Source organism: Cupriavidus neocaledonicus (genome assembly GCF_000372525.1).
Taxonomy (GTDB): Bacteria; Pseudomonadota; Gammaproteobacteria; order Burkholderiales; family Burkholderiaceae; genus Cupriavidus; species Cupriavidus neocaledonicus.
The window spans coordinates 65,730-88,005 of sequence record NZ_AQUR01000087.1; the positions used below are offsets into that span (position 1 = coordinate 65,730).

Annotated in this window: 20 protein-coding genes; 6 read left to right on the forward strand and 14 right to left on the reverse strand. The window is 57.7% G+C overall.

Annotation, left to right across the window (positions count from 1 at the left end):
- Positions 1-15 precede the first annotated feature (15 nt).
- Positions 16-672 carry a hypothetical protein gene (locus A3AG_RS0110015; RefSeq protein WP_018005261.1) on the reverse strand — a complete coding sequence of 219 codons (657 nt, stop codon included), beginning with the start codon at positions 670-672 and terminating at the stop codon, positions 16-18.
- 248 nt (positions 673-920) lie between these two features.
- Between A3AG_RS0110015 and A3AG_RS0110020 the strand changes: the two genes are divergently transcribed.
- The 3 genes from A3AG_RS0110020 (at position 921) to A3AG_RS34335 (ending at position 4,046) form a co-directional block, all read left to right on the forward strand.
- Positions 921-2,240, forward strand: coding sequence for a DUF4365 domain-containing protein (locus A3AG_RS0110020; protein WP_018005262.1), 1,320 nt, complete (start codon positions 921-923; stop codon positions 2,238-2,240).
- Entirely contained in the window at positions 2,237-3,688 is a 1,452-nt protein-coding gene (locus tag A3AG_RS0110025) for an argonaute/piwi family protein (RefSeq protein ID WP_018005263.1), read from the forward strand. The genes A3AG_RS0110020 and A3AG_RS0110025 overlap by 4 nt, the downstream gene beginning before the upstream one ends.
- A 169-nt stretch (positions 3,689-3,857) precedes the next feature.
- Positions 3,858-4,046, forward strand: a complete 189-nt coding sequence (locus A3AG_RS34335; RefSeq protein ID WP_018005264.1) for a hypothetical protein — start codon at positions 3,858-3,860, stop codon at positions 4,044-4,046.
- On the opposite strand, the gene A3AG_RS33290 is transcribed toward A3AG_RS34335, so the two are convergent.
- Together A3AG_RS33290 and A3AG_RS34540 are read right to left on the reverse strand one after the other, a co-directional pair.
- Positions 4,043-5,245 carry a hypothetical protein gene (locus tag A3AG_RS33290; protein ID WP_204321152.1) on the reverse strand — a complete coding sequence of 401 codons (1,203 nt, stop codon included), beginning with the start codon at positions 5,243-5,245 and terminating at the stop codon, positions 4,043-4,045. The genes A3AG_RS34335 and A3AG_RS33290 overlap by 4 nt on opposite strands.
- A gap of 562 nt (positions 5,246-5,807) precedes the next feature.
- A complete protein-coding gene (locus A3AG_RS34540; protein ID WP_240619822.1) occupies positions 5,808-6,068 on the reverse strand; it encodes a hypothetical protein in 261 nt (86 codons plus the stop codon).
- A gap of 1,678 nt (positions 6,069-7,746) precedes the next feature.
- Between A3AG_RS34540 and A3AG_RS0110040 the strand changes: the two genes are divergently transcribed.
- A complete protein-coding gene (locus tag A3AG_RS0110040; RefSeq protein WP_081610714.1) occupies positions 7,747-9,111 on the forward strand; it encodes a Fic family protein in 1,365 nt (454 codons plus the stop codon).
- Positions 9,112-9,473: 362 nt separating this feature from the next.
- Here A3AG_RS0110040 and A3AG_RS0110045 read toward each other — a convergent pair whose 3' ends face one another.
- The 4 genes from A3AG_RS0110045 to A3AG_RS33320 form a co-directional block, all read right to left on the reverse strand.
- Positions 9,474-9,917: a hypothetical protein gene (locus A3AG_RS0110045; RefSeq protein ID WP_018005269.1), complete on the reverse strand. Its 444-nt coding sequence runs from the start codon at positions 9,915-9,917 to the stop codon at positions 9,474-9,476.
- A 105-nt stretch (positions 9,918-10,022) separates the two neighbouring features.
- Positions 10,023-10,400, reverse strand: coding sequence for a helix-turn-helix domain-containing protein (locus A3AG_RS33310; RefSeq protein WP_204321151.1), 378 nt, complete (start codon positions 10,398-10,400; stop codon positions 10,023-10,025).
- Positions 10,401-11,007: 607 nt separating this feature from the next.
- Entirely contained in the window at positions 11,008-11,580 is a 573-nt protein-coding gene (locus A3AG_RS0110050; RefSeq protein ID WP_116344631.1) for a transposase, read from the reverse strand.
- Positions 11,581-11,621: 41 nt separating this feature from the next.
- Complete coding sequence (locus A3AG_RS33320) at positions 11,622-11,951, reverse strand: hypothetical protein (RefSeq protein ID WP_081610712.1); 330 nt, start codon at positions 11,949-11,951, stop codon at positions 11,622-11,624.
- A 204-nt stretch (positions 11,952-12,155) separates the two neighbouring features.
- Here A3AG_RS33320 and A3AG_RS31555 point away from each other — a divergent pair, with 204 nt between their 5' ends.
- Positions 12,156-12,512, forward strand: coding sequence for a helix-turn-helix domain-containing protein (locus A3AG_RS31555; protein ID WP_051073501.1), 357 nt, complete (start codon positions 12,156-12,158; stop codon positions 12,510-12,512).
- 613 nt (positions 12,513-13,125) lie between these two features.
- Here the strand turns inward: A3AG_RS31555 and A3AG_RS33955 are convergent.
- The 7 genes from A3AG_RS33955 to A3AG_RS0110080 all read right to left on the reverse strand — a co-directional run bounded on the left by A3AG_RS33955 (position 13,126) and on the right by A3AG_RS0110080 (position 20,681).
- A complete protein-coding gene (locus A3AG_RS33955) occupies positions 13,126-13,548 on the reverse strand; it encodes a hypothetical protein (protein ID WP_147310028.1) in 423 nt (140 codons plus the stop codon).
- A complete protein-coding gene (locus tag A3AG_RS33960; RefSeq protein ID WP_147310027.1) occupies positions 13,532-15,592 on the reverse strand; it encodes a hypothetical protein in 2,061 nt (686 codons plus the stop codon). Before A3AG_RS33960 ends, A3AG_RS33955 begins: the two co-directional genes overlap by 17 nt.
- Complete coding sequence (locus tag A3AG_RS33965; protein ID WP_147310026.1) at positions 15,573-17,252, reverse strand: site-specific integrase; 1,680 nt, start codon at positions 17,250-17,252, stop codon at positions 15,573-15,575. Before A3AG_RS33965 ends, A3AG_RS33960 begins: the two co-directional genes overlap by 20 nt.
- Positions 17,245-18,507, reverse strand: a complete 1,263-nt coding sequence (locus tag A3AG_RS0110065; protein ID WP_018005272.1) for a site-specific integrase — start codon at positions 18,505-18,507, stop codon at positions 17,245-17,247. The genes A3AG_RS33965 and A3AG_RS0110065 overlap by 8 nt, the downstream gene beginning before the upstream one ends.
- Positions 18,494-18,889, reverse strand: coding sequence for a hypothetical protein (locus tag A3AG_RS0110070; protein WP_035848326.1), 396 nt, complete (start codon positions 18,887-18,889; stop codon positions 18,494-18,496). Before A3AG_RS0110070 ends, A3AG_RS0110065 begins: the two co-directional genes overlap by 14 nt.
- 131 nt (positions 18,890-19,020) lie before the next feature.
- Complete coding sequence (ychF, locus tag A3AG_RS0110075; protein WP_018005274.1) at positions 19,021-20,115, reverse strand: redox-regulated ATPase YchF; 1,095 nt, start codon at positions 20,113-20,115, stop codon at positions 19,021-19,023.
- Positions 20,116-20,399: 284 nt separating this feature from the next.
- Positions 20,400-20,681, reverse strand: a complete 282-nt coding sequence (locus A3AG_RS0110080; protein WP_018005275.1) for a hypothetical protein — start codon at positions 20,679-20,681, stop codon at positions 20,400-20,402.
- A 260-nt stretch (positions 20,682-20,941) separates the two neighbouring features.
- On the opposite strand from A3AG_RS0110080, the gene A3AG_RS0110085 reads away from it, so the two are divergent.
- Positions 20,942-22,231: a UbiH/UbiF family hydroxylase gene (locus A3AG_RS0110085; RefSeq protein ID WP_018005276.1), complete on the forward strand. Its 1,290-nt coding sequence runs from the start codon at positions 20,942-20,944 to the stop codon at positions 22,229-22,231.
- Positions 22,232-22,276: the final 45 nt, after the last annotated feature.

Below are 22,276 nucleotides of genomic sequence, written 5' to 3' on the forward strand. Positions count from 1 at the left end.
ACTCTACGTTTCGGTCTATGCAGTAGGCGCTGGCGGAGGAGGAAATGCAAAACTCTTGGACCACTCGTCCTCCGAAACGCGTCGGCGTTCTAGGACTTGGGCGCGCAGCTGCAGACGCTGTTCGAACACTTCATGAACCCACCCGTAGTGATGACCCGCTAGGTCGGCGGGGCCGAGACCCGCCGAAGCGCGTAGGGCAACCGCCAACTTCCACGCTTTTTGGGCGTACTCAGCGGCCTCGCATGCCTTCTCTGCAGCGACATCCGCCGGGTCATCAGCATGCTCGGCATAGTCCGAGATGTAAGAAAGAACACCATTCGCTGCTTCTACGAAGTCTTTGAGTTGGGCAGCCTCGTCCTTTCTGAGAGCTTTCCAGTTGAAGGCGTCAGATATAGTAAAAGTTGGGAACTGGACCGCGTAGTACGGCTCCCATGACTGCTCATCCCACGAAACAGGCGGTGCGGCCCGCTCGGCTGCTATCGCGTCGCCGCCAGCTTTCACGAATCGCTCCAGCTGGACTGCGGCATCCAAGAGCGCATGGTGGCGTTCGTGCTGACGATTTTTGCGTTCCCTGTGGCTGGTTTGAAGCCAATTGATGCCCGCACTAACCGCCGCGCCAACAACGGCTGACGACGCGATAAGCTTGATGTAGTCAGTGGTGTCGAGAGGCATGGTCAATTTTCGTTCACGGCGGCACCTGCGCGGCCGGTTGAGTGAATCATACCCAGATTCCACCGCCAGGCGCCAAGAGGTACCGCGCAGACTCACTTCAACCCGGTCTCTGATGAATCTGACGCTATAGGCTCCCTTGTGTATTTGCCAGCATTACAATGGTTGGCGTCTCAAATCCATGTATCGAAAGTCCGTATTACGTCTCTGGCTAGCCGGATAACCTCAGAAGTAGGTCTATTGGATAAGAAATGAGCGAGAAAAAGCTGACCGACAGCCAACTGTTGGGCACCCAGGGAACGGGCCTGATTGAACTAACGGTCTCTCGGATGGGACTGGTCTGGAGACCGACGGCGCAACACGACGCCGGCATCGACGGCGAAATTGAGATTCGCGACGCTGCCAACGGTCGGATGACTGGTATGCTGCTCAAGGTACAGAGTAAAGCGGTCTCGGAGTTCAAGAACGAGACGGATGCCGGTTTCGACTATTGGCCGGATTCCAGAGATATGGGCTACTGGCTCGGACATAGTGTCCCCGTAGTCCTCATCGTGTCGAGACCAAGTACAAACGAGTGCTACTGGCAGGTCATCAAGCCTCCCACAGAAGGGGGCGAGAAGCGGCTTCGATTCGTTAAGGCCAGGGATGTTCTAGACGAAAGCAGCAAAGGCAGGCTCATTGAGGTCGCCCAGGCGGCTTCACCCCGGGGCGTTGCGCCCGCGCTGGTAAAGCGCGAGACGCTCGTCAGCAACCTGCTGCCGGTCACGAAGCTGCCAGAGCGACTTTACCTGGCGGAAACCCCTTATCGGACGGCCAAGGACCTTGGTGCGGCATTGCGTGAAGCCAATCTGCGGCTCGAGTTTGTTCTGAAGAACGAACGAATACTTGCGGTGCGCGACCTAACTGAGCCGCGCTATCAAAACTTGTGCGACCGAGGCACCGTGGAAGACTTCGGTGTCAAGGAGTGGGCCGCATCACCTGACGCTGACAGGCAGCGCGACTTTGTGAACCTCATAAACAGCTGTCTGCGAGAGAAACTGCGGTCAATGCCCGAGGCGCTTCGCTTTGACAAAGCTACGAAATGCTTCTTCTTCCCCCCGTCCGAAAGCAAGACGCCGTACGACTATGCTTATCGTGGGGACAAGAAGGCCACGGCACGAGAAGTATTCAAAGAGCTCCGCAATAAGCAGAAGAAGCATCTGATGGGCTTCCGGCATTCAGCAATGAAGGCGCAGTTCTACCGGTTTGGCGGCGATTGGTATCTCGAAGTTACGCCGACGTATTTCTTTACCAAGAACGGCATCGAGCAAAGCAAGTGGCATGAAGACTGGCTGAAGGGTATCAAAGAGCTCGAAAAGAACGGCGCAATTCGTGGGCAACTGATGATGTGGGCCGACCTTCTACGTAACCCTCCAGGCCTGTTTGACGAGGGCTATCCATTTCTCGACTTCGGCCCCCCTGCCTCGTTCGGTATTGACCGCGGTATCGATGACAACGCGTGGACGTCATCGGATAGCGACGATAAACAGCAAAGCGACACCCCCTCCGCACCATTGTTCGAGCTTGGATGATGAAACTTGACCTCTTAGAAGAGCCAGAGCTAGAGTTCGGCGGCCTTCACAGGCATGTCGATATGCGCCAAGGAATCGCTCTGTTTGGCCCGCTCGACAGCATTGAGGGGCAACCGCGCCGCATTCGCCTGGGAGTAGTCGGCACCCAACAAACGGTAGACGGCATCCTCCAGTGGCTCGAGCGTAGCAAGGCTGGCATTAAGGCTAAGGCCAGTCGACAGCCGCACCTATTCCCGGACTTCCCTGGCTTTGGGCCTGACTCGCCGTTCCGCGCAGAGTTCAATATCGACTCAAGCTCAGTACGAACTTTGTCAAGCCGAGAACTGAGTCGCATCACAGCACAATCCGAACTCATGGCCGTGGCCGATGGGCAGTCATTGCTCTCTGACGAAGTTCAGGCTATCAGCGAATCAGGGCGGCCGGATGTGGTCATTGTGGGCGTCCCGCCGGAACTGGTGGCGCTGGAGGATGAGGAAGCTAGCGAAGCGACAGCCGAGTTCAACCCTAAGCAAGATGCCCTCGAATATGGCAGCACGTTTGACCTCCGCAATATGCTGAAAGCCAAGGTCATGCGAATGAACCAACCCATTCAGCTCGTGCTACCGCAAACGTACGATGACGCGGCGAAGGGAAAGAAGAGCAAGAAAGGGGAGAAGCGCACGCTACAGGACGAGGCTACCAGGGCGTGGAATTTCCACACGGCTCTTTATTACAAGGCGAACTATCGGCCTTGGCGTATCGTACGCGACCCTTCCGAGCTTCATGCATGCTTTGTTGGCATCAGCTTCTATCGCTCACTGGACCAAGCGAGTCTGGTGACGAGCATGGCGCAAGTCTATGACGAACGCGGCGAGGGAGTAATCGTACGTGGTAAGGCAGTTGAACTCTCCAAGGACGACAGACAACCGCACCTCTCTCGCAATGACGCTCATCTGCTACTTACCACCGCATTGAAGGAGTACAGGCGCGAACATAAACACCTGCCAGCGCGAGTGGTTCTGCATAAAAGCTCGAAGTACAGCAAAGAAGAGCTCGATGGATTCAACGGCGCGGTCGACGACCAGGGACTAGAGACCGCCGATTTCTTGGTAGTGACGAAGTCGTTCACCCGATTGTTTCGCGAAGGAACCTATCCCCCGCTGAGAGGGACAATGCTGAGATTGGACGAAGCGAATCACCTTCTTTACACCAGAGGGAGCGTGCCGTACTACGCCACGTACCCAGGGATGTACGTTCCCCGGCCATTGAAGTTTCAGATTGCACAGGCGGACACCAGCCCGCGCAAGCTTGCGGAAGAGATTCTGGCCCTGACGAAGCTCAACTGGAATAACACCCAGTTTGACGGCGCGGAGCCCATCACGATGCGTGTTGCACATCAGGTCGGGAAGGTTCTCAAGTATGTGCTGGAGGGCGATGTAGTGCAGCCTCGCTACAGCTTCTATATGTAATCGGACCCTCCAGACACTGAGTGCCCTGAAGGTATCGCCGCATCGGCGCGAGTTTGTCGACAGCTACGTGTCTAATGAGAGCTGGTTGATGCTGCGAGCCCTGGCCTAGGAACTCTATCTCTCGGGGCGGCTGCGAGAATAACTTCCGGCCGGAAGCTACGCGCGCAAGGTGCTCGAACAGCTGCGCATGGACCTGTCCTGGTCGTCCTCTTGTCTGGAAGGCAACCGCCATGCCCTGAAGGCGACCGAAGAGCTGTTCACGCGCGGAACCGCAGGCAGCGACGCCGACACGGTGATGCTGCTCAACCACAAGACCGCCATCGAGTACTCGCGGACGCTGGCCGGCTGGAAGGCCTAGCCCCATCCGAAGCCTGGCCGTTTCGGTTCAGGTGCGTCGATAATTGGGTCAGAGACTTGAACAAGCGGGTCGAGCCAATCAGCTTTCGCCCGTGCCCAAGAAAGCCAATCGACTTGTTCTGCGGATGGGCCTCCCGTCGCAGCCGTCTGCCTTTCTACCGCATTCGCATAGTCGCGAAGCCTGGCGGCGCGTTCCCAGTTGGTCGCTTGCGACTCGAGTTGCTTGAAGCGCTCGACCTCATCAGTTAGCCGCCTCGTCAGAAATTCATAGTGGGCGACGGCGCGTTGGTGAGCTTCTTTCCGACGAGTCTCTTCCAATTGCTTCGCATGGGTCTGCCGTGCCAAGTCCAGGACGCCCGCGATGACACCGCTTAGGCGCTGCTCAAGCCGAGTTCTCGGGGTATCCTTCCACGATGACCTCGATGGCCAGCGACCGACTTCGATTGTCAGGACCCCCGTTGGGATGAAGTCATATCTGGCGATATTCGGGTACTCCACGGAACCATCCCACCGAGACCGCCCCCAATAGCGTTTTTGTGCGCGTTCCTCCGCCGGTGTAATCACATGGGGGAGTCTCTTCACTTGCTCGGCTAGTGAGAAAGCCATTGTCGTGCCGGTTTCAAGCCATCTGATGAGCGTCTCGCCCTGGTCCGGATTGACTTCAAACTCGAAGCCTTGCGTGGCCAGTGACTTAATCAGACCGTCGACGATGCCGAGGGTTCTATCGAGTGAAGCCTTTGTTACGGATATATTGAGGACGTCCTTTGGTGCAGACCGCAGCAAAGTGTTCTCTGGCCAGCCGTCTCGTCGGCGCAATCGCTCGGACGCAGAGCGAACGAGCGGGTGCAGAGAAGAAGATGATTGTTCTGGTAAGGGCTCTACGTGTAGTTCCTTACGCAGTCGCGCAGACGCTTTTCTCGTAGCCTCTCGGATTTCCGCTTGCTCTGGCGGAAGCTTGACCAGACCCGTTCTCGACAAGTGTTCTTGTTTGAGGTCGGGAAGCGGGACCCGGTTCATGATTCTTCCCGCTTTGACTTTTGCCCAGTAGCCTCGACTAGGCAGGGGAATTGCCAATGTCCGGCAAATCTTGGCAAGCCCGACATCTGACAATCCGTATCGTGGCGCCACGACAGTCACCGGGTCCGTCCAGACTTCGTTGTAAAGCGTTTCGCGGTCGACTGGTTGGGTTGCTTCTTTCACCCTTTCCTCCCATCATCGAACACCCACACCAATCAAAAGGCGGGTGACTACCCTTGTCATCGCGCGGGTGGGAGTGCGAATCTCGTCGCTCCGGATGTTACTCGTGCACCTCCAACACGAGCGACGAATACCTTGGCAGCGCCTCGCACGACAGGGTCCGACCAAACGTGCTACGCGGGACCTCTTGGAGGTACGTACACGATTACAGCGAGCGGCCGTAAAAACTATGGTGGCTGCTAGGCATACTGCCGTGCTCACGAAACCCTGAAATGGTCCGTGGTCTGGCCAGCATTCACCGCGCGCTGAAGCCATTCGGGTAGGTCGCCGTGGCCATCCCAGCTATGGCCGGCAGCGTCTCTGAAGCGGGCGGGACGGACCTTTTGGCTGGTAGCCGGAGTCGTTGCGGCAAAGCATCCGGCGGCAACCAGGTCATCTATTGCGATGCCGTGCTTGGCCATCTGAGACTTTACCCAAAGAATCGCAGCAGCGCGCTCCCTTAGTTGTTGCGCATCTGAAAGGCGTTCAACAAGGGGCGAGGTGGGGGCGTTGAATCTGAGCATCGTTAGGATTCGCTCACGTTAGCATTGAACAGAAGCGTCACTAGCTGCAGTATCAGGCGTATTCTAACTCCATCGATATGCGCTCGGAGGAGGCTATGGTCTACCCCGTTGGACTTGAGGTGGCGGGCATCGATGACGACATTGGGGTCCAGTTCCAGTATCTCATCGGCAGGTACAACCAGACTTTTGCGGTCAGCCGCGAAGCTTTGGAGGGCCATTTCGGTCTGGCACTCGCAGGATTTTCCGGCAAGGATAGGAGCCATGCGATTCTCGGGGCTTTCATGCATGGATGGGAACGAATCAGAGATGCAGCGGCAAGGAGTCGCAGGGTGCCAAGCAACTCTCGCATCGTTCTGACGTCCAGCGACTTCCCGGTGAACGAGGTCACCGGTCGAGGATAGTCTCGTTTCCACAACATCACCCTCTTGAGGGGCGCCGGCAGAAATGACATGGGGCAGAGTGATGACATCCGTTCAATCCCAGTCCAAATATGCCAAGGCGTCGACGTCGTCCTTTAGTTCAGCAGCTACAGTATCGGTATGTCTGGGAAATCGTCAGGTGGTGGCTCTTCGCATTCATTGCATTTCTGGGCGCCCAAGCCATCAACACGATTCTTTGCCTGCCGGTCAGTAGGCTAGCGACGGTGAAGTGCGAGCCTGCGTTTCCACTATTGAATGCCGTATGGCCGATTCTTGTTGTCGTTGGCGTGACAGCAGGCGTCTGGCGATACTACCGTGACTATCACTGCGGCGACATGTACCGCGATTTCTACCATTGATGGTTGTCATCGCGTGACCACTTGGACAAAGCTCTTCGCCAGAGCATTCCTTGCCGCCATCGTCATTGTCGTGGCTGCCATTGTGGCGCGCCACATCTACCTCCGTGTTGCGCCGGAAGGTGATACACGCATGGAGGCCGTGCGTGACATTGAGACGCCGCCGCCTATTTGCGTACCTGGCATCCACCCGGACTCGCTTCGCCGCAGTGCAGCAGACTCGGATACCTTGTCCCTTAGACGCACCTGTCTCGAGTCATAAGGGGGAGCACCCCATCAGAGCGGATTCTTGACGCTCACCGGCTCCGCCCGGTACACCGAAAGTAGTACGAGTGTCGGTGGTGCCGGGCTCGCATCCTCTTTACGAAGAAGCGAACCCTCCCTGCAGGTCCAGCGTCCATTTCGACCTCTTGATGAAGCTCCTGCGTTAATGCCGCGGGCGGCAGCAGGCTCACGGCGGCCGAAACGAACTGTCCAGGGATGCGCGCGAGGATGCCGTTTGCTCCAGGCACTGGCGGCTCGTTGAGGCTGTTTCCTCGGAGATGGCACTCCGAAGCCAGATGGTTGTTACCCATGATGCAATTCCTCAATCCCGGTGCCTCGGCAGGCCAAGCCCCCCCAGCAACCGACGACTCTCCCTCAGCGCGGCTCCGCTACGCGGCATGAAGGCGCGCGTGTCCTACACGCGGCAAGGCCCGACGCGTATCCCTTGTTTGTCGCGCTGGATGAGCGGCAGATGTCCAAACGCCCGCAGCCGTGCGAGGTCTTGCCGCGTTGAAGCGGACGCAATCAGGCCGGCCAGCGCGGCGGACTCGATGCCGAACGACCCGCACGACGGGCAGGTGTACCTGAACCCGCGTAGTTGGGACGACCGAATCCGCTCTGCGGCCGCGCCGCATAACGGGCAATTCGCTGGTTCTGGGAGCATGGCCTCAAACGAGATACCTGTATGGATATACAGTATAGCCGAGCTTTGACGAACGGAAACCTCACAGTGAGTGGGGCGCCACAGCGCGAGCTTCCAGACGGACCAACGAGTCGACGAAAGTTCTCTTCGGGCTCACCGCCAGAGAGCGCTTGGCCATGGCGAATCTGCTCAGAAATCTGCAGGTATTTGCTCGATTGAGTACAATTTGCTCATTATTGGGCAGATTCTGAGCGGATACATGCGCAAAGTGACCTCTCACGGTATCTTGGAAGCCCTCTGGCAATTAACTCAGGCCGGGCGGCCGGAGGTCTCCTCCACCGACATCATTTCCGCCACGCAAGGCAGCTCAGCCACTGTCCGGCGCCACCTCGACGCGCTATGCGCGAGCGGTAAGGTCGTTCGCAGTGGTCATGCTCGGGCAACACGCTATCGGTTGCAGGCAGGCAGCTCGGCCACGGAGCCGGCCACTCTCCGAATGCCAGCCCCAACCGAAGCGCTACCGCACGTAGTTTGGTCACCAGCGGCAATTGCGCTGGGTCACAAGCTCGACGTGCCCCTGGCCGCGCGGAGCCCGGTGACATATCGGCGCGAGTTTGTCGACAGCTACGTGCCTAACGAGAGCTGGCTGATGTCGCAAGCCCTGGCCCAAGAGCTCTATCTCTCGGGGCGCCTGCGAGAGCAATTGCCGGCCGGAACTTACGCGCGCAAGGTGTTGGAACCGCTGCGCATTGACCTGTCCTGGTCGTCCTCTTGCCTGGAAGGCAACCGCTACGACCTGAAGGCGACCGAAGAGCTGTTCGCGCGGGGAACCGCAGGAAGCGATGCCGACACGGTGATGCTGCTCAATCACAAGGCCGCCATCGAGTACCTCGTAGACGCCGTACCGCTGCAAGGCCTATCCACACCCCTCATCAGAAACCTGCACGCAGTGCTCATGCAGGACCTCCTAGCTGGTACGGACGCACTCGGTGTCATCCGAAAGAAGGTACTCAACATTAGCGACACGGCATACGTGCCCACCCAGGTGCCCGCCATCCTCCAAGAGATGTTGGACGCAATCGTCGACAAGGTCCGCCACATTAAGAATCCGGTTGAAGCCGCCTTCTTCCTTTGGGTGAACTTGGCCTACCTGCAGCCGTTCGACGATGGCAACAAGCGCATCAGTCGTCTGGCTGCGAACATTCCCCTGATGCTCTACAACTGCCCGCCGCTGTCGTTCCTGGACGTCGACCAGCAGAGCTACGCTCGCGCGATGCTCGGTGTGTATGAATTCCGGGATGTTGCGCTCGCGGTGGACCTGTTTGCGTGGACCTATCGGCGCTCGCTGAAGAAGTACGGCGCCACCATGGCATCCGTGGGAGTGCCGAACCCACTCCGGCTGCGCTACCGACAGGGTCTGACCGCCGCCATCGGCTTAGTTGTTAGAGACCGGAAGTCCGCTCAAGCAGCCGTAGACGCATTGGGGCTCACGGAAGACCAGGCGCCAGGATTTCGAGCCATGCTGCTCGACGAATTGAAGAAGCTCGAAGTGTTCAATTGCGCTCGGTACGGCCTGACACTGCTAGCCGTACAGGCCTGGATTGACGCCAATCGCCCCCACTAAACTCGGGCATTGCCGCGAAGGTACCAGTTTTTCCTTGCCGCGTAGCCACAAGTCCCCAACAGCGTTGCTGCCAAATCCCCCATTGCAGGCACAGCTGCCCCCCGTGTATCACCTGAACGGCTTTCGGGCCCACCTTTTCGTTCGGCATTCGTGAGTACCCCTGAAGTGGGGAGCTGGGTCCGTCCACACTTCGTTGTACAGCGTCTCGCGGTCGACTGATTGGGTTGCTTCTTTCTCTCTTTCCTCCCATCATCGAACACCCTGGGCCAACGGAAGTCTCAAGCGATATTTCGAAGCCCAGCTCACGCGCGACAAGCCGGCAGTGGCTGCCACGATACCGCAGAGAGTGCTCGCTTGCGCTGCTATCTCCGGCCGGTCAAAAAGTCCTGCCAGTCGGACGCGTAAGCACAGTCCATCGGCGTGGGGTCTTCCTCAATAACCGGGCAGGTCGAGTACTCGATGCGCTTGCGGAACAGCGTCGCTGCCGGCTCGGGTATTTCGCCCAGGCGCACGTAGCTGGTGTTACCTGAACGGTGGGTAGGAACACTGAGGGGCTCGGGGCGAGGTGGGAGCTCCTCGTTCCCGGTCAACCCGACTGCGAGAGCGCGCGCGACGAGGTCAAAGATGGATGATGCGTGGCGCGGGTAGGCATGCAGGGTTCGTTTCTCGCCGTGCTGGCGCTGGTCTTCGTGCAACTGCACCACGTAGTCGGGAGTGGCACTGCGCTCGAGCCTGCCTATGTAAGCGGTTGCTATCCCCCTGGCCGAGCCGTTCTGGCCGACAACTTCTACAGTGACTTTTAGCATGATGAGTTCCAACGAACAGTAGTAACGGGAGATTCGAGTTGCCCCAGTATCCGAGGCCACGGGCCTCCATCTCACAAGCGGCCATGGCGTTAGGTCTGCTCGCTGCTATCCATTGCGATGGAAGTCATCGTCCTCACCCACGTCCGGCATTGCTGCCAACGCTTCCTTGAATGTGGGCTTCTTCTTCCTGGGCTTGCTTGCCCGCTGTCGTGGCTTTGCCTGCCTTGTAAGCATCAACGGGTTAATGGTAGGAACAGGCGCAATCATGTCGAGCCATCCTTCGCGGCCCAAGGCTCTAAGCACCGTGCAGAGGGTGCGCAATGACGAGCCATTGCCTGCCTCGAGGTTCCGTAGAGCCCGCACGCTGATGCCAGCTCGTTTTGAGAGGGTAGCTTGGTCGATGTTGCGATGGATGCGGTAAGTCTTCAGATAGCCTCCTATCTCGGCTTCCATCTCCTCCAAAGTAAGGTACCGGCGCGTCATGGCCTGGTCCAGACTTCGGAGAGCCAAGAGTGAATCCGCTGCAGGGGAGGTCGAGCGCCAGAACTCATACTTGACCGCGCCGTGTTTTCCGTTGAGGTCTCCCTTCACCCATCATTAGGATAACGACCGATGGGTTCGTCTGTGCTAGCCGTCTCAAGACGACGTGGTAGCCATACAAGCGATGCAGTGCGAGCGCGACGGCGCAAGACCTCGAGTAGCCCCCCTCGCAGTGGATGACTACAGAGGTGACGTCGCTCGGCAGGGACTCCACGAACCGACGAATGACTTGTGCCTGTTCGACGGTGAAGGCTTCGCCAAGGGATGCACGAGCTCTTTGGGAAAGGTTCGGGCTGAGAAAGTCGACGTCGGCGAAGCTCGCTCGTACCACGTGCTCGAAGCCATCCACATTTGCAGGGTGGCGTCCAGGTGCGATTATGGAAATGATGGCAACCCAGGGGAGGCGTGGAAGCCTTTCTGCTTCGTCACGCGACAGCGCGAACACCTGTCGGATGCCATCATCTGGTCGCCTGTAGAGCGCGGCTATAACGCCTTTGAGTCGCAGGGTCACGGTTGTGTCCCGCGCGGGATGGACAGCAGCCGACTTGTGCTACGGCTCAAGGTCATTCTCCCAGTTCTCTAGGTGCCTTGTAACGGAAGCCGGATTTGAGAAGTCGAGCAAGAGGAATTGTCCTCCCCCCAATCGGGCTAGGAACTTGAAGAGTTCAATACGCAACCGGGTCATGATTTCCGGTGTCGCTGCTTCATTCAAGTCCCCGCCCGCAGCGCTCCAGAAGCCTTCGCGATATAAAAGGTACTGGAGGTCTGGGTCATCGTCGAGGCCTCGCGCTACGTACGCATAGACAACCTCGCCATCTTGGTCTTCGGGAATCTGTACCAGAGTGCAGTCCTTCTCGACCCATTTCAGCCCGAGGGCAACCGCCTCCTGCAAATCGTTTGAGAAGTACCAGGTCACACTGTCGTCGGGGTCTTCGATTGCATAGGTGGGATAGCCAAAGCGCGCCAGGCTAGCCAATAGCTCGTCCGGGGTATGGCACGTAGCCTTACCCAAGGCCTGAACCACAGGTGGAATGTCTTGGACTATGCTTCCGAGGTGCAGTGCTGGCGTCGGCGTGTGGCCGAAGGCATCAGGTCCGTACGTTGGGGATTTCGACTTTGTCACGGCATCTCCTCCGCCGGGCAATATGTCGCTTCGCACGTCCGCTACCACTGGAGCAGTACCTTCATTCGCTGCAGAAGCCAATCCAGTTCATCAGGCGATACCCAGCCTTTGCGCGCAACGGATACGCGTACGCGTCCAAGCGTCTCGTCTGGCGAATGATTGGGATGCTTCGCAACGTCAGCTTGGGCCACTAGAAGTAGTTGCTGAGCCAGGTCCTCGCATATGAACCAGCGCTCGAATCTCCCTTCTGGCGTCTGGCCGCCAACGTAGACGTTCCATGACAAGGTGGCGCCCACTTTTGGCTGCCCGCCAGGAACTACGGCTGGAAGCGTGGGCCGTGGGAAGTCGTCGGGTACGTCATTGAGGTCCATTCCTGGCTCCTGCCGCCTGTGCGGGCATGTCGGGAGTGTCCCCTCGTGTGCGAGAGGGGTAGTCCCTGTGGTTGGTCATAGCGCCTGCGGCCCGGAAAAACCATGAAATGGCGATTTGTCAAGCTATTCCGGCCGTTCGTGGCTGGTTTTTGATTCTACGAATTTCGTAGAGAAACGCAACGCGATTTCTACGATATTCGCAGAATGGGAAGAAAAGAGCCGGTTACGCTTTTTGGGCGCCGCTTGCGACAGGCAAGACGGCGTGCCGGCATTCCCCAGGACAAACTCGGTGTTGAAATTGGCCTGGACGAACACACCGCTAGCGCGCGCATCAGCCGCTACGAGAGCGGTGTCCACGAGCCCCCGTTCGAGGTCTCGGAAAAGCTCGCAAGGGCGCTCAAGGTCCCGACCGCTTACTTCTATTGCGATAACGACGAGCTCGCGGAATTCCTCCTTGTGTGGCGATACCTATTGAAGGCCGACAAGAGGGAGATTGGGTACGTCATCGAGAACAGGCTTTTATCGAAGGGGCTGCTTGGGAATCAGCGAGGAAAGGGATAGTCCTCACTACCCCATCATCAACGTCGACTGCTTAGGAATTCGCGTGGCGATAGGGTGTATACGGGCGGCCACAGGAAATCGGTCCGCAAGTACAGGCAGATTCTTGCCGGATAAGCCATAACGACGCACTTTTCGGGTAAGTCTTTGCCTGACGTTCGCTCTTACGACCGACCGGGAACCGAACTGGATGGGCCTTCGCTCGCGCGAGCGTTCGGTGTTAGCGAGCCGGCAATGTCTATCCCTTTGCAGCAACTACATGTCCTTGAGCTAACTGAGAGTTCCAGGAATCCGGCCGACGGTGACCTTTTCATAATCCGAGATTGGTTTTGTTGCCTTGTCGCGCCACCGTTCTTTATCCACATGCGGCGCAAGGCGTCCTGTCCACGCGACGGTCAAAGCGTCCTTTGATGTCCGCTGGAAGCGGAATTTCTCCGCACCTGTAAAAAAAAAGCCAGAACCTGCCGACGGCGAAACTACAGCTCCTTGGCATCATGGCAGAGTCGATGCACTATTGAAGTGCCCGGAGGTGGGTTCGCGAACCAATGGGGGGAGGTGGACAGGCTCTTCCTCTGAAGCTATTCGGACGTGCGGCGTCCCAACAACTGCGCCCAGATTATTCGCCCAGGCGCGTTGGCGGTGGAAGCCTCTCGTCGAGCTTCGCTCTCAATCTAGCATTTTCCTGTAGAAGTTCGAGTACTCGACGCTCCACACTAACGAGCTTAGATTGCGCCTCGTCTCGCTCCGTCGTCAATGTCTTGTTTCGTGAGACTAAATCCTCCTTGACATGTTTTCGTTGGGATTGGCGCTCACGTTGCAAGGTTTTCGCCTTGTCCCTGATTTCCACAAATGTTTGTATCTCGCGAATCAGTGTTGGGTAGCGAGATATTCTTAAAGCAGTTGGGTCTACGTCAGCCTCTTTCGCGACGTTATTCTGGCTCACAGGGGTGCCAGCCGGAAGTACTTCTGGCTTATTGGCTTTCAGGCGTTCGAAAGCGCGCCGAAAGCGGTCTTCTGCTGTCTCAGTTTCGGACGACATTGAGATAGTTCCTTAGTCCCTGCGCCTCAGATTTCAGTGCAATTTCGCGAGGGCTGCCTGGTTTCACCTCTTTGAGCCGACGTTCAACACCTTCCAATTGGCGTTCTATGGAATTTCGCTTTGTGCTATCGAATATTGCTTCGCGACAAGGTTCGTGACCGTCTCCGCCCGCACACCGTGCTACCGATTCAATGCCACCATAGTCACAGTGTGTCCTGTTCGTACAGCCTCCTAGCCGCGTTTCTCGAAAGGAGACTTCTCCCTTTCGACCTGCTTTGACGAGTTCATTGTAATCCCTCGTGCTAAGAAGGTTGACTACGATTTCTTGCTTCCGTTTCTCCCCCTGAGGGGATAGATAGTGCTCATCCACCAGTGCACTAATTTGCTTGGCTAGCACTTCATATTTAGCCTCCACTGTTAGCCTCTCCCGTTCGTCATTGAAACGGACCCGGCTGTAGTTTTTTCCGTAATACCTCGACTGTTCAAGTGTAAGATGCTTCATAATGACTTGGATGGATGTATCGCTCAACAGGCCACTAGCGAACATATTAACGGCACCTGTACGGCGAGTTTGGTGATACGCAAGTGGCCAAATATTTCCAATTTCAAACGCGCCGTTTTTGCTTAAGTTGGGAGTTAGCTTCAAAGCGATTTCTAGGTCATCTTTGGTTATCGTAAGCTGCGCAGGGTCGAAAAGACGTGGATACCGTGTCTCTAACAGAACCTTATATGACGCCAAATTGGAGCGGGTCGAGTAGGACCGCCAAGCATGCGGAGCAGTCGACCACGGTTCAAAAGCGCAATGGACGAGGTACGGATTCTCTATATCCTCCTTGCCGCAGTTAACCTTTGGATTCTCTTCGGCACACCGCATACGCAACTTGGCAACGCCAGTCATTGCTTTTACAGCCACTTGGACGCTTGGGCTTGTCGGCCATCGCGCATCACTGTCCGGGTCAGTCTTGGTTGTCTCACCGCAAACCGTAAGAATTTTCCCTAATACGGCGTCCTCCTCCCAAACTAGGCAGTCGGCCCTGAGCGCTGCACTCTCCCCAATTCGTTGCAGTGTGAAATTTGCGATGTAAATCATTCCGGCATGTTGAACTAATGACAAATACGAAGAAAGCGATTTAAGGAGAATTCCTGTCATCGAGCCGGAAATCCATTTATCAATCAATGAATCTATTCCAAATCGTTTGGCGGTAAGCTCAAACGGGCCATAGAATTTCATGCCGCTAAGTCGCCGACCTATTTTCTCGTCTTCGCAGAACGGCAGGAGAGCATCTCTGTCTCCTTCGTAGGTAAAGCACGCCTCGAGTGACCCAAAATTGTGCGCGTAAGCGTCGACGCAGAAGTTGAAGCAGTCAGTTATCTGCTGCTCATGCTTGATGAAATCGTCAAGACATTCTCTCAGTCGGTGAATCTGATATGTCCAAATCCTGGGTGGGATATAGGCTGTTTGCTCCGTGTCGACGTCATCTGTTTCGGAGAAGGCTTTGGAAATAGAACACAGTCCAAACTCGTCTACCAGTACGAATCCAAGCCTCTCCTTCGCCCGTAGCAGACGGTCCAATTCCGCCAAAATCAAACTCCTGTCGGATTCGGAGTATAGTTTGGGAACTTCTTCGATGACCTTGGGGAATCGATAAAGCTCACTGGCGAGAATATTCTCTCGGTCACAGAGGGCGACTATTCTACGTAAGCGGTAAAAGGTGTGTAGCAGTGACCGCCAGGCCTTTCTGCTGTCCGGGCCCCACATTACCCAAGTGGTCAATAGCCTCATTAGGTGTTGATTTTGAGGGCGAAGCGGCTGACCAGACCTGCCAGGGCCTCCGCCGGCGAAATGGAGCTTGAAGGAATATCCCACCCATGCTGAAAAATCCCAAAAGGGGTCGCTCCATCTTGACAAGGGATTTCCTTCCGAATCTTCGCTGACGACCCAGTCCGCTGGTGGTGGCCAACTCGGGGGCCTGTAGCAGGAGTTCTCCGGCAATATTGGTGCGGCGCCAATCTTCAATGCGAATTCAGGGGTCCATGGGGTCATGTTCGCCCTCCAATTCTCGAATCTCGACATTAAAATCAGGGTGAAAATCCCCCTCGGCTATACGCATCTGCGCTTCTTCCACCCATCGACGTCTCGTTTCACTAGACTCCTCGAACCACTTCAACTTCTCCTGAATTCGTTCGATAGACCGCTGTGCGGGCGGGGCATCTTCGTCACGACGTGGCAATCTGTCTTTGCTCAATTCGATAACCTTGATGTGATGGAAGCTGGAAAGCGCCCAGGTATAATCAAACGAGTCAACGTCACGGTGATTTGCACACCACAGGCAACCAGATGCCCGTTTGCAGTCGGGTTTTGGCGCTTCCGGAGGAATGTTAGCTACCGCTTGCGGTGTCCCCGTGCAATCGCCTGGCGCAACGGCTTCGGTTCTCAGATGTGGGTCGGCTTTCAACCAGAACCGAGTCGCCTCAACCGTTGTTCGTTGGTAACTTGCACGTTCGTACTTGTTCTTCAAAACCTCCTTGGTATGCTGCGATGTCTCCGCTGTGAGGATTGGGTCACCTGTAAGCCGAAGTAGCCAATTCACTCGCGTATTGCGTAATGACTGTGGTGGGATAAATGGGATGTCTACTTCTTTGCATATCTTTCGCATCCTGTCCGCAGAGAAGCGTCGGCCATCCCTTGCGCCGTCGAATCTGATAAAAGGAAACAACCTGTTGGATTTTCGAAATAATTTCCTACGCCATTCAAGATAGCGCTCGAGGTGTGATTTGTAATCCTTGAATATGTGGAAGAGCACGGGACCATGGCGGCGGTGCTTATAGTCCCGTACCTGATAGCTGTCGTTGTAGCTCATATAAGAGAAGTGTCGAAACTCAAGATTGGCCGCTTCTTCAAGATTCATACCGGTCTGACCTATGAACATCAGAAGCTCGGCTTCTATACGTAGATTAACCAGCGAGTTGCGTTTGCTTCCTTCCGGCCATAAAGTAGGTTCCTGGCGTGTTATTGTCTTTCCTGCTCTCAATTCGATTTGAACCGGAAAGGGAACCTCAAGGGTAGTCCGAAGAGTTAAGCCGTCACAAATATCTTGAAGCATGTGTCCAAACGCGAAAGTGTGACTGAGATTTTGCTTCTCTGCCTGAGTTCCGACTGCCGTTATTCGGCGGGGTGGAAATTTGAGACCGGTTGTCTCAATAATGCAGGTGACTCGGTCAAGTATATGGTCTAGAAATGTTCCAACCGTAGCCGCATAACCATATGCGGAGAGAACCGAAAGAGGCTTGCGGTCTGGGACGTTTGCAGACTTGTTTTTGCGGGGCAGACGTGTTCGTAGAACGAGCGAATCTACCCAAGCACGATAAGTTTCCTCGACCGTTGCGAGCGTCAAAGCCTTACTAGCACGTTCGGCAAATGCAAAAAAATATCGCAAGGTGAGCCGTTGCGCTTCCACTGTGGCTCGCGAGCCACCGCTCTTGAAGGATGCGTTGATTTCGCCATGTAGCCGGCTGACTAACTCCAGTCGCTCTAGTAGAGGCTCGCCAAATTTTCCATTCAATATCTTTTGCTGCGTCGCCGCATTCGACTTAACTGCAGAGGCGCCTTTGTAAAGCAGGATGTTGAGATTCCAAGGCGTCTCGTTCTTCCCAAATTCGACATCTGGGAACGTCAGGTCGGGCAATTGACCTTCGTTATGCATCTACTTTCTCCCAGTTTCGATTCGTGACGTTAGTGAAAGCTGCGCTGAAGGCCCCAGCCGCTTTCTCCTTAGCCGGAGTATTCTCAAGAAACTTGATATAACGCCATGTCATACTCTCGCTTTTGTGAAGCATCGCGTCTCTGACGAACTCTATCGCGCTGGTCGTAGCCCCGCAGTCTAGTAAGAGCTGCATAAGCCAAGTCCCGAAAGTAGCTCGAGATTGATGGAACTTGAATTTATGCATGAAGTGAAGTCCGGCGTCCGCTGCTTGACTTCGCATTGTGTGAACCAACCGGTCTACCGTTGCGACGGTATATGGCTTGCTCGTGCGGGTGAGAAAAAGTACATCTTTATGGCTTGGATGGGCGTTCTTTTCTCGCAGGAGGCGTGTCGTGGACGTTGCGTAGGCCTTCAAATCCATCAAAACGGCCTCCGGGATATGAAGGTTTCCATTCACCGAGGACTTGGTTGCGACGTCGGTACCTGGTCCCACCGGGAGAAGGTATAAGCCCTCGACCGTGGGGTGTGCTCGGGCGGTTTCCAAACTCGTAACTGTAAGAGTGGTAATGGTGCCTAAGCGGGCTCCGGTGAAAAACCCTATCGCAAGCATTCGGTGCAGCTCTTCCACTGCATGCACTGCTGTGTAGGCCAACAAGCTATTCCAGTGTTCGGCGCTCAATGGTAATAAGCCATCTTCCAGCATGACCCCTTGACGCTTGGAATTCTTAATGGAGAGGTCCGTGCTTAAAATGGACATGGCCCGCTTGAAGCCGACGTTATCGTACCGAGTCATCCGGACAATCCGGTCTTCCCACATCGGCGCTTCGGACCCCACAAGATTATGGGTATCGGCGAATCGATAGAACTGGATGACAGAGTTCATGCAGTTCATTGCTGTGCTGCTTTCTAGAAGACCTTTGTCGCGGTCCTTTTCCAGACGGCCTTTGAATTTGTTGAGCACACGCTCTTCTTTGCGGATGGGGAAATTGCGCCAGTCGATACACTGAGCCTCCAGGAAGTTGGCGTATCGGCACAAATGCTTCATCGTCCGCTTAATCGTCTCCGCATCGAGTGTGCCGGAGGCGGCTCTGTCGAGAGCCCATACATTGGCTTCGTCCCAACCGGTGCCGTCTTCCCAATAGATTTGGGGAAGGTCTTTAATGGGCGGTCTTGCTTCTTTTGTATAGACAAGGTCGCCGTCTTCGCCTAAAGACACATGGCGGAACTCATAATGAATGTATTCAAGCCGTGCCATCATCGTCTCCACCGAGGGAGACAGAACCGCCGGGCCTCGAAATGCCGACCGAGGAACTGTCTGGCGAAACGGACGTGAGTTCGGGCATCGCGGAGCGAAGCATATTTGCCGCGTGCTTGAAGTCTAAATTAAATAGGTACATTACAAGGTCGACAGCACCGCCGCCGCCCTTGTCTGCACGGGCATCCCAGAACTTTGGTCCGGTGAGAAGAAGCTCCCAGTCGCGGCCGTTGGCATTGACGTGGTACCGCGCCGTCTTCTTGACCTTTATGGGGTGGAACGAGACATCGCGCTTGGCGTAGCAGCCAAGGCGTTGAAGGACAAAAGCGGCGTCTAGGGAACGCCACTGCTGCAGTGTCCGGTCGTCGACTAATCGAGACATGTAGCCCCCCGTGCACACGGGGTCGGGCCCTACCGGGCCCTCCGCTACTCGTCTTTTACAAAGACGAAAACCTCCAACCCCCACGGCAATGTCCATAGGGTAGGAGGTCTTAGGTGAATGTCAATGGAGGGCTAGACGCGGGTGAACAGGAAGTTCATCACATCCCCGTCCTTCACCACGTATTCCTTGCCTTCGGCGCGCATCTTGCCGGCTTCCTTGGCGCCGGTCTCGCCCTTGAAGGCGATGAAGTCGTCATAGGCGATGGTCTGCGCGCGAATGAAGCCGCGTTCGAAGTCGGTGTGGATCACGCCGGCCGCCTTGGGCGCGGTGTCGCCCACGTGGATGGTCCAGGCGCGCACTTCCTTGACCCCGGCGGTGAAGTAGGTCTGCAGGCCCAGCAGCTTGAAGCCGGCGCGGATGACGCGGTCCAGGCCCGGCTCGTCCATGCCGAGGTCGGCCAGGAATTCGGCCTTGTCGGCGTCGTCGAGGTCGGCGATCTCGGCTTCGATGGCGGCGCAGACGGCGACCACGGGGGAATCGGTCTGCTTGGCGTATTCACGCACCGCGTCCAGGTGCGGGTTGTTGTCGAAGCCGTCTTCGCGCACGTTGGCCACGTACATGGTCGGCTTGGCGGTGATCAGGCAGAACGGGCGGATCGCATCCCACTCTTCGGGCGCCAGTTCCAGCGTGCGCACGGCCTTAGCCTGGTCCAGCACGGACTGGGCCTTTTCCAGCACGGCGACCAGGCGCTGGGCTTCCTTGTCGCCGGCGCGGGCCGGCTTGACGTAGCGCGCCAGCGCCTTCTCGACGGTGGCGAGGTCGGCCAGCGCCAGTTCGGTGTTGATGACTTCGATATCCGACAGCGGGTCCACGCGGCCGGCCACGTGGATCACGTTGTCGTCCTCGAAGCAGCGCACCACATGGGTGATGGCATCGCATTCGCGGATATTGGCCAGGAACTGGTTGCCCAGGCCCTCACCCTTGGAAGCGCCCGCCACCAGGCCGGCGATGTCGACGAACTCGACCGTGGCCGGCAGGATGCGCTCCGGCCTGACGATCTCGGCCAGCTTCGCGAGCCTCGGATCCGGCACTTCCACCACGCCCACATTGGGCTCGATGGTGCAGAACGGATAGTTTTCGGCGGCGATGCCGGCCTTGGTCAGGGCATTGAACAGCGTGGACTTGCCGACGTTGGGCAGGCCGACGATGCCGCATTTGAGGCTCATGGTGTGGTCTTCGGAATCAATGGGTTGCGTGATGCCAGCGGTGCCGGCAGCGCCGTGGCGGCGCGGATTGCGCGCTACCTGCGGGGACTGCGTCGGGACGAGACAAAGACATCACATCGCGCTGGCTCGGCGAAGTTGCATGCGTTGCCACGGAAAACCGCGATTGTAACCTTTTGGGGGGCTGGAGCGGTGTCAGGGCAGAAGCGTCGCCCTGGCAAACAAAACGGCCAAGGTGTCAGCTTGGCCGTGCAGCGTGGTCTGGTGCCGGATCGCGATGGCCGCGATCAGGCGCCGTCGGTGAATTGATCGCGCATCTCCGTGGTTTTTGCGCCGTCAGTAAACAGGTCGCGCTTGTCGCCGGTCCGTGCCCCGTCGGTGAACGTGTCGCGGGTGCGCGCGCCATCGGTGTAGACATCGAACTTCGACACCTTTGCGCCATCGGTGTAGACATCAAACTTCGAAACCTTCGCGCCATCGGTGTAGACATCGCGAAGACCGGTACCCCCGAATGCCGTGCCCATGGCCCCAGCGGTAGCGACGGCAATCAATAATGCTTGTTTAATCATTTTTCCACCTCCCTTCAGGTGGTGAGTTCCCCGGCCAAAAAACATTTCGCTTCAATATAGGCCCGTGCGTGTCCGGGGGTGGAAGCGCCGACCCTATTGTTTAGTTCTAAGGCTTATGACGCGCAGCTATAAGGATCGGCGGATGCGCGTTGCGGGGACCGGGGCACTTGCCGTTGCTCCGCCCGGGCGCCTTGCGGGCCACCATCGCGCGGGCAACCTGGCAGGGACGGGCCCCGGAGTGACGTGGCTATAATCCAGCCATGACCCGATCCCACGCGTCCGCGCGACCCGCCGCGCGCAAATCCTCCGCTTTCCAGGTTGCCGTCGTCGGTGGCGGCATCGTCGGCAAGTCTTGCGCGCTGCTGCTGGCGCAGCAGGGCATGGACGTCGCGCTGGTCGCGCCGAAGCCGGCGCGCGCCGCGGCCGGCGCCGGGCCGGACGACTGGGACAGCCGCATCTACGCCTTCTCCGCCAGCTCGCAGGCGCTGCTCGAACGCATGCGCGTGTGGGAGGCGCTGGACCCGGCGCGGATCCAGCCGGTGCGCGACATGCGCGTATTCGGCGACGTCAGCGCCGCCGAGACCTCGCCCAGCTTCGACGGCGACCTGCACTTCTCCGCGTACGCCGCGGCGGTGCCGCAGCTGGCGTGGATCATCGAGTCGCGCCTGGTCGAGCGCGCGCTCGACACCGCGCTGGGCTTCCAGCACCAGGTGACGTGGCACGACGGCAGCGCCAGCGTGTGCGAGCGCGACCCTGACGGCATCACCCTGACGCTGGACAACGGCGGCAAGGTGCGCACCGCGCTGGCGATCGGCGCCGACGGCGCGCGCTCATGGCTGCGCCAGCAATGCCATATCGGCGTCAGCACGCGCAAGTATCGCCAGCTTGGCGTGGTGGCGAACTTTGCCTGCGAGCGGCCTCACCATGAAACCGCCTGGCAGTGGTTCCTGGGCGCGCCGGAAAAGCTGATGGCCGACGAGGAGCCGGCCAACGGCGAAGTGCTGGCGATGCTGCCGTTGCCGGACAACCATGTATCGATGGTCTGGTCCGCCGACGAGGCGCACGCGCGCGAGCTGCTGGCGCTGTCGCCCGAGGCGCTGGCCGCCACCGTGATGCAGGGCGCCAGCGGCGCGGTCGGAGCGCGGTTCGGCGCGCTGCGCTGCGTGACCCCCGCGCAGGGCTTCCCGCTGGTGCTGCAGCGTGCCGACCAGTTCGTGCAGCCGCACGTGGCGCTGGTGGGCGACGCCGCCCACGTGGTACATCCGCTGGCCGGCCAGGGCATGAACCTGGGCCTGCGCGACGTCGCGGAACTTGGCCGCGTGATGGCCGACAAAGAACCTTTCCGCAGCGAGGGCGACCTGCGCCTGCTGCGTCGCTACGAGCGCGCGCGCGCCACCGATTTGTTATCGCTGACCGCGGCCACCGACGGGCTGCACCGGCTGTTCTCGCTGCCGGGCAGCGTGGCGCGGGTGGTGCGCAATACCGGCATGCGCGCGGTCGGTGGCCAGTCCCTGCTCAAGCGCCTGCTGATCGGGCGCGCGCTCGGCTAGCCCGCAGGCACCGTCCGCCCCCGTCCGCCCCCTTATCGAGATCCT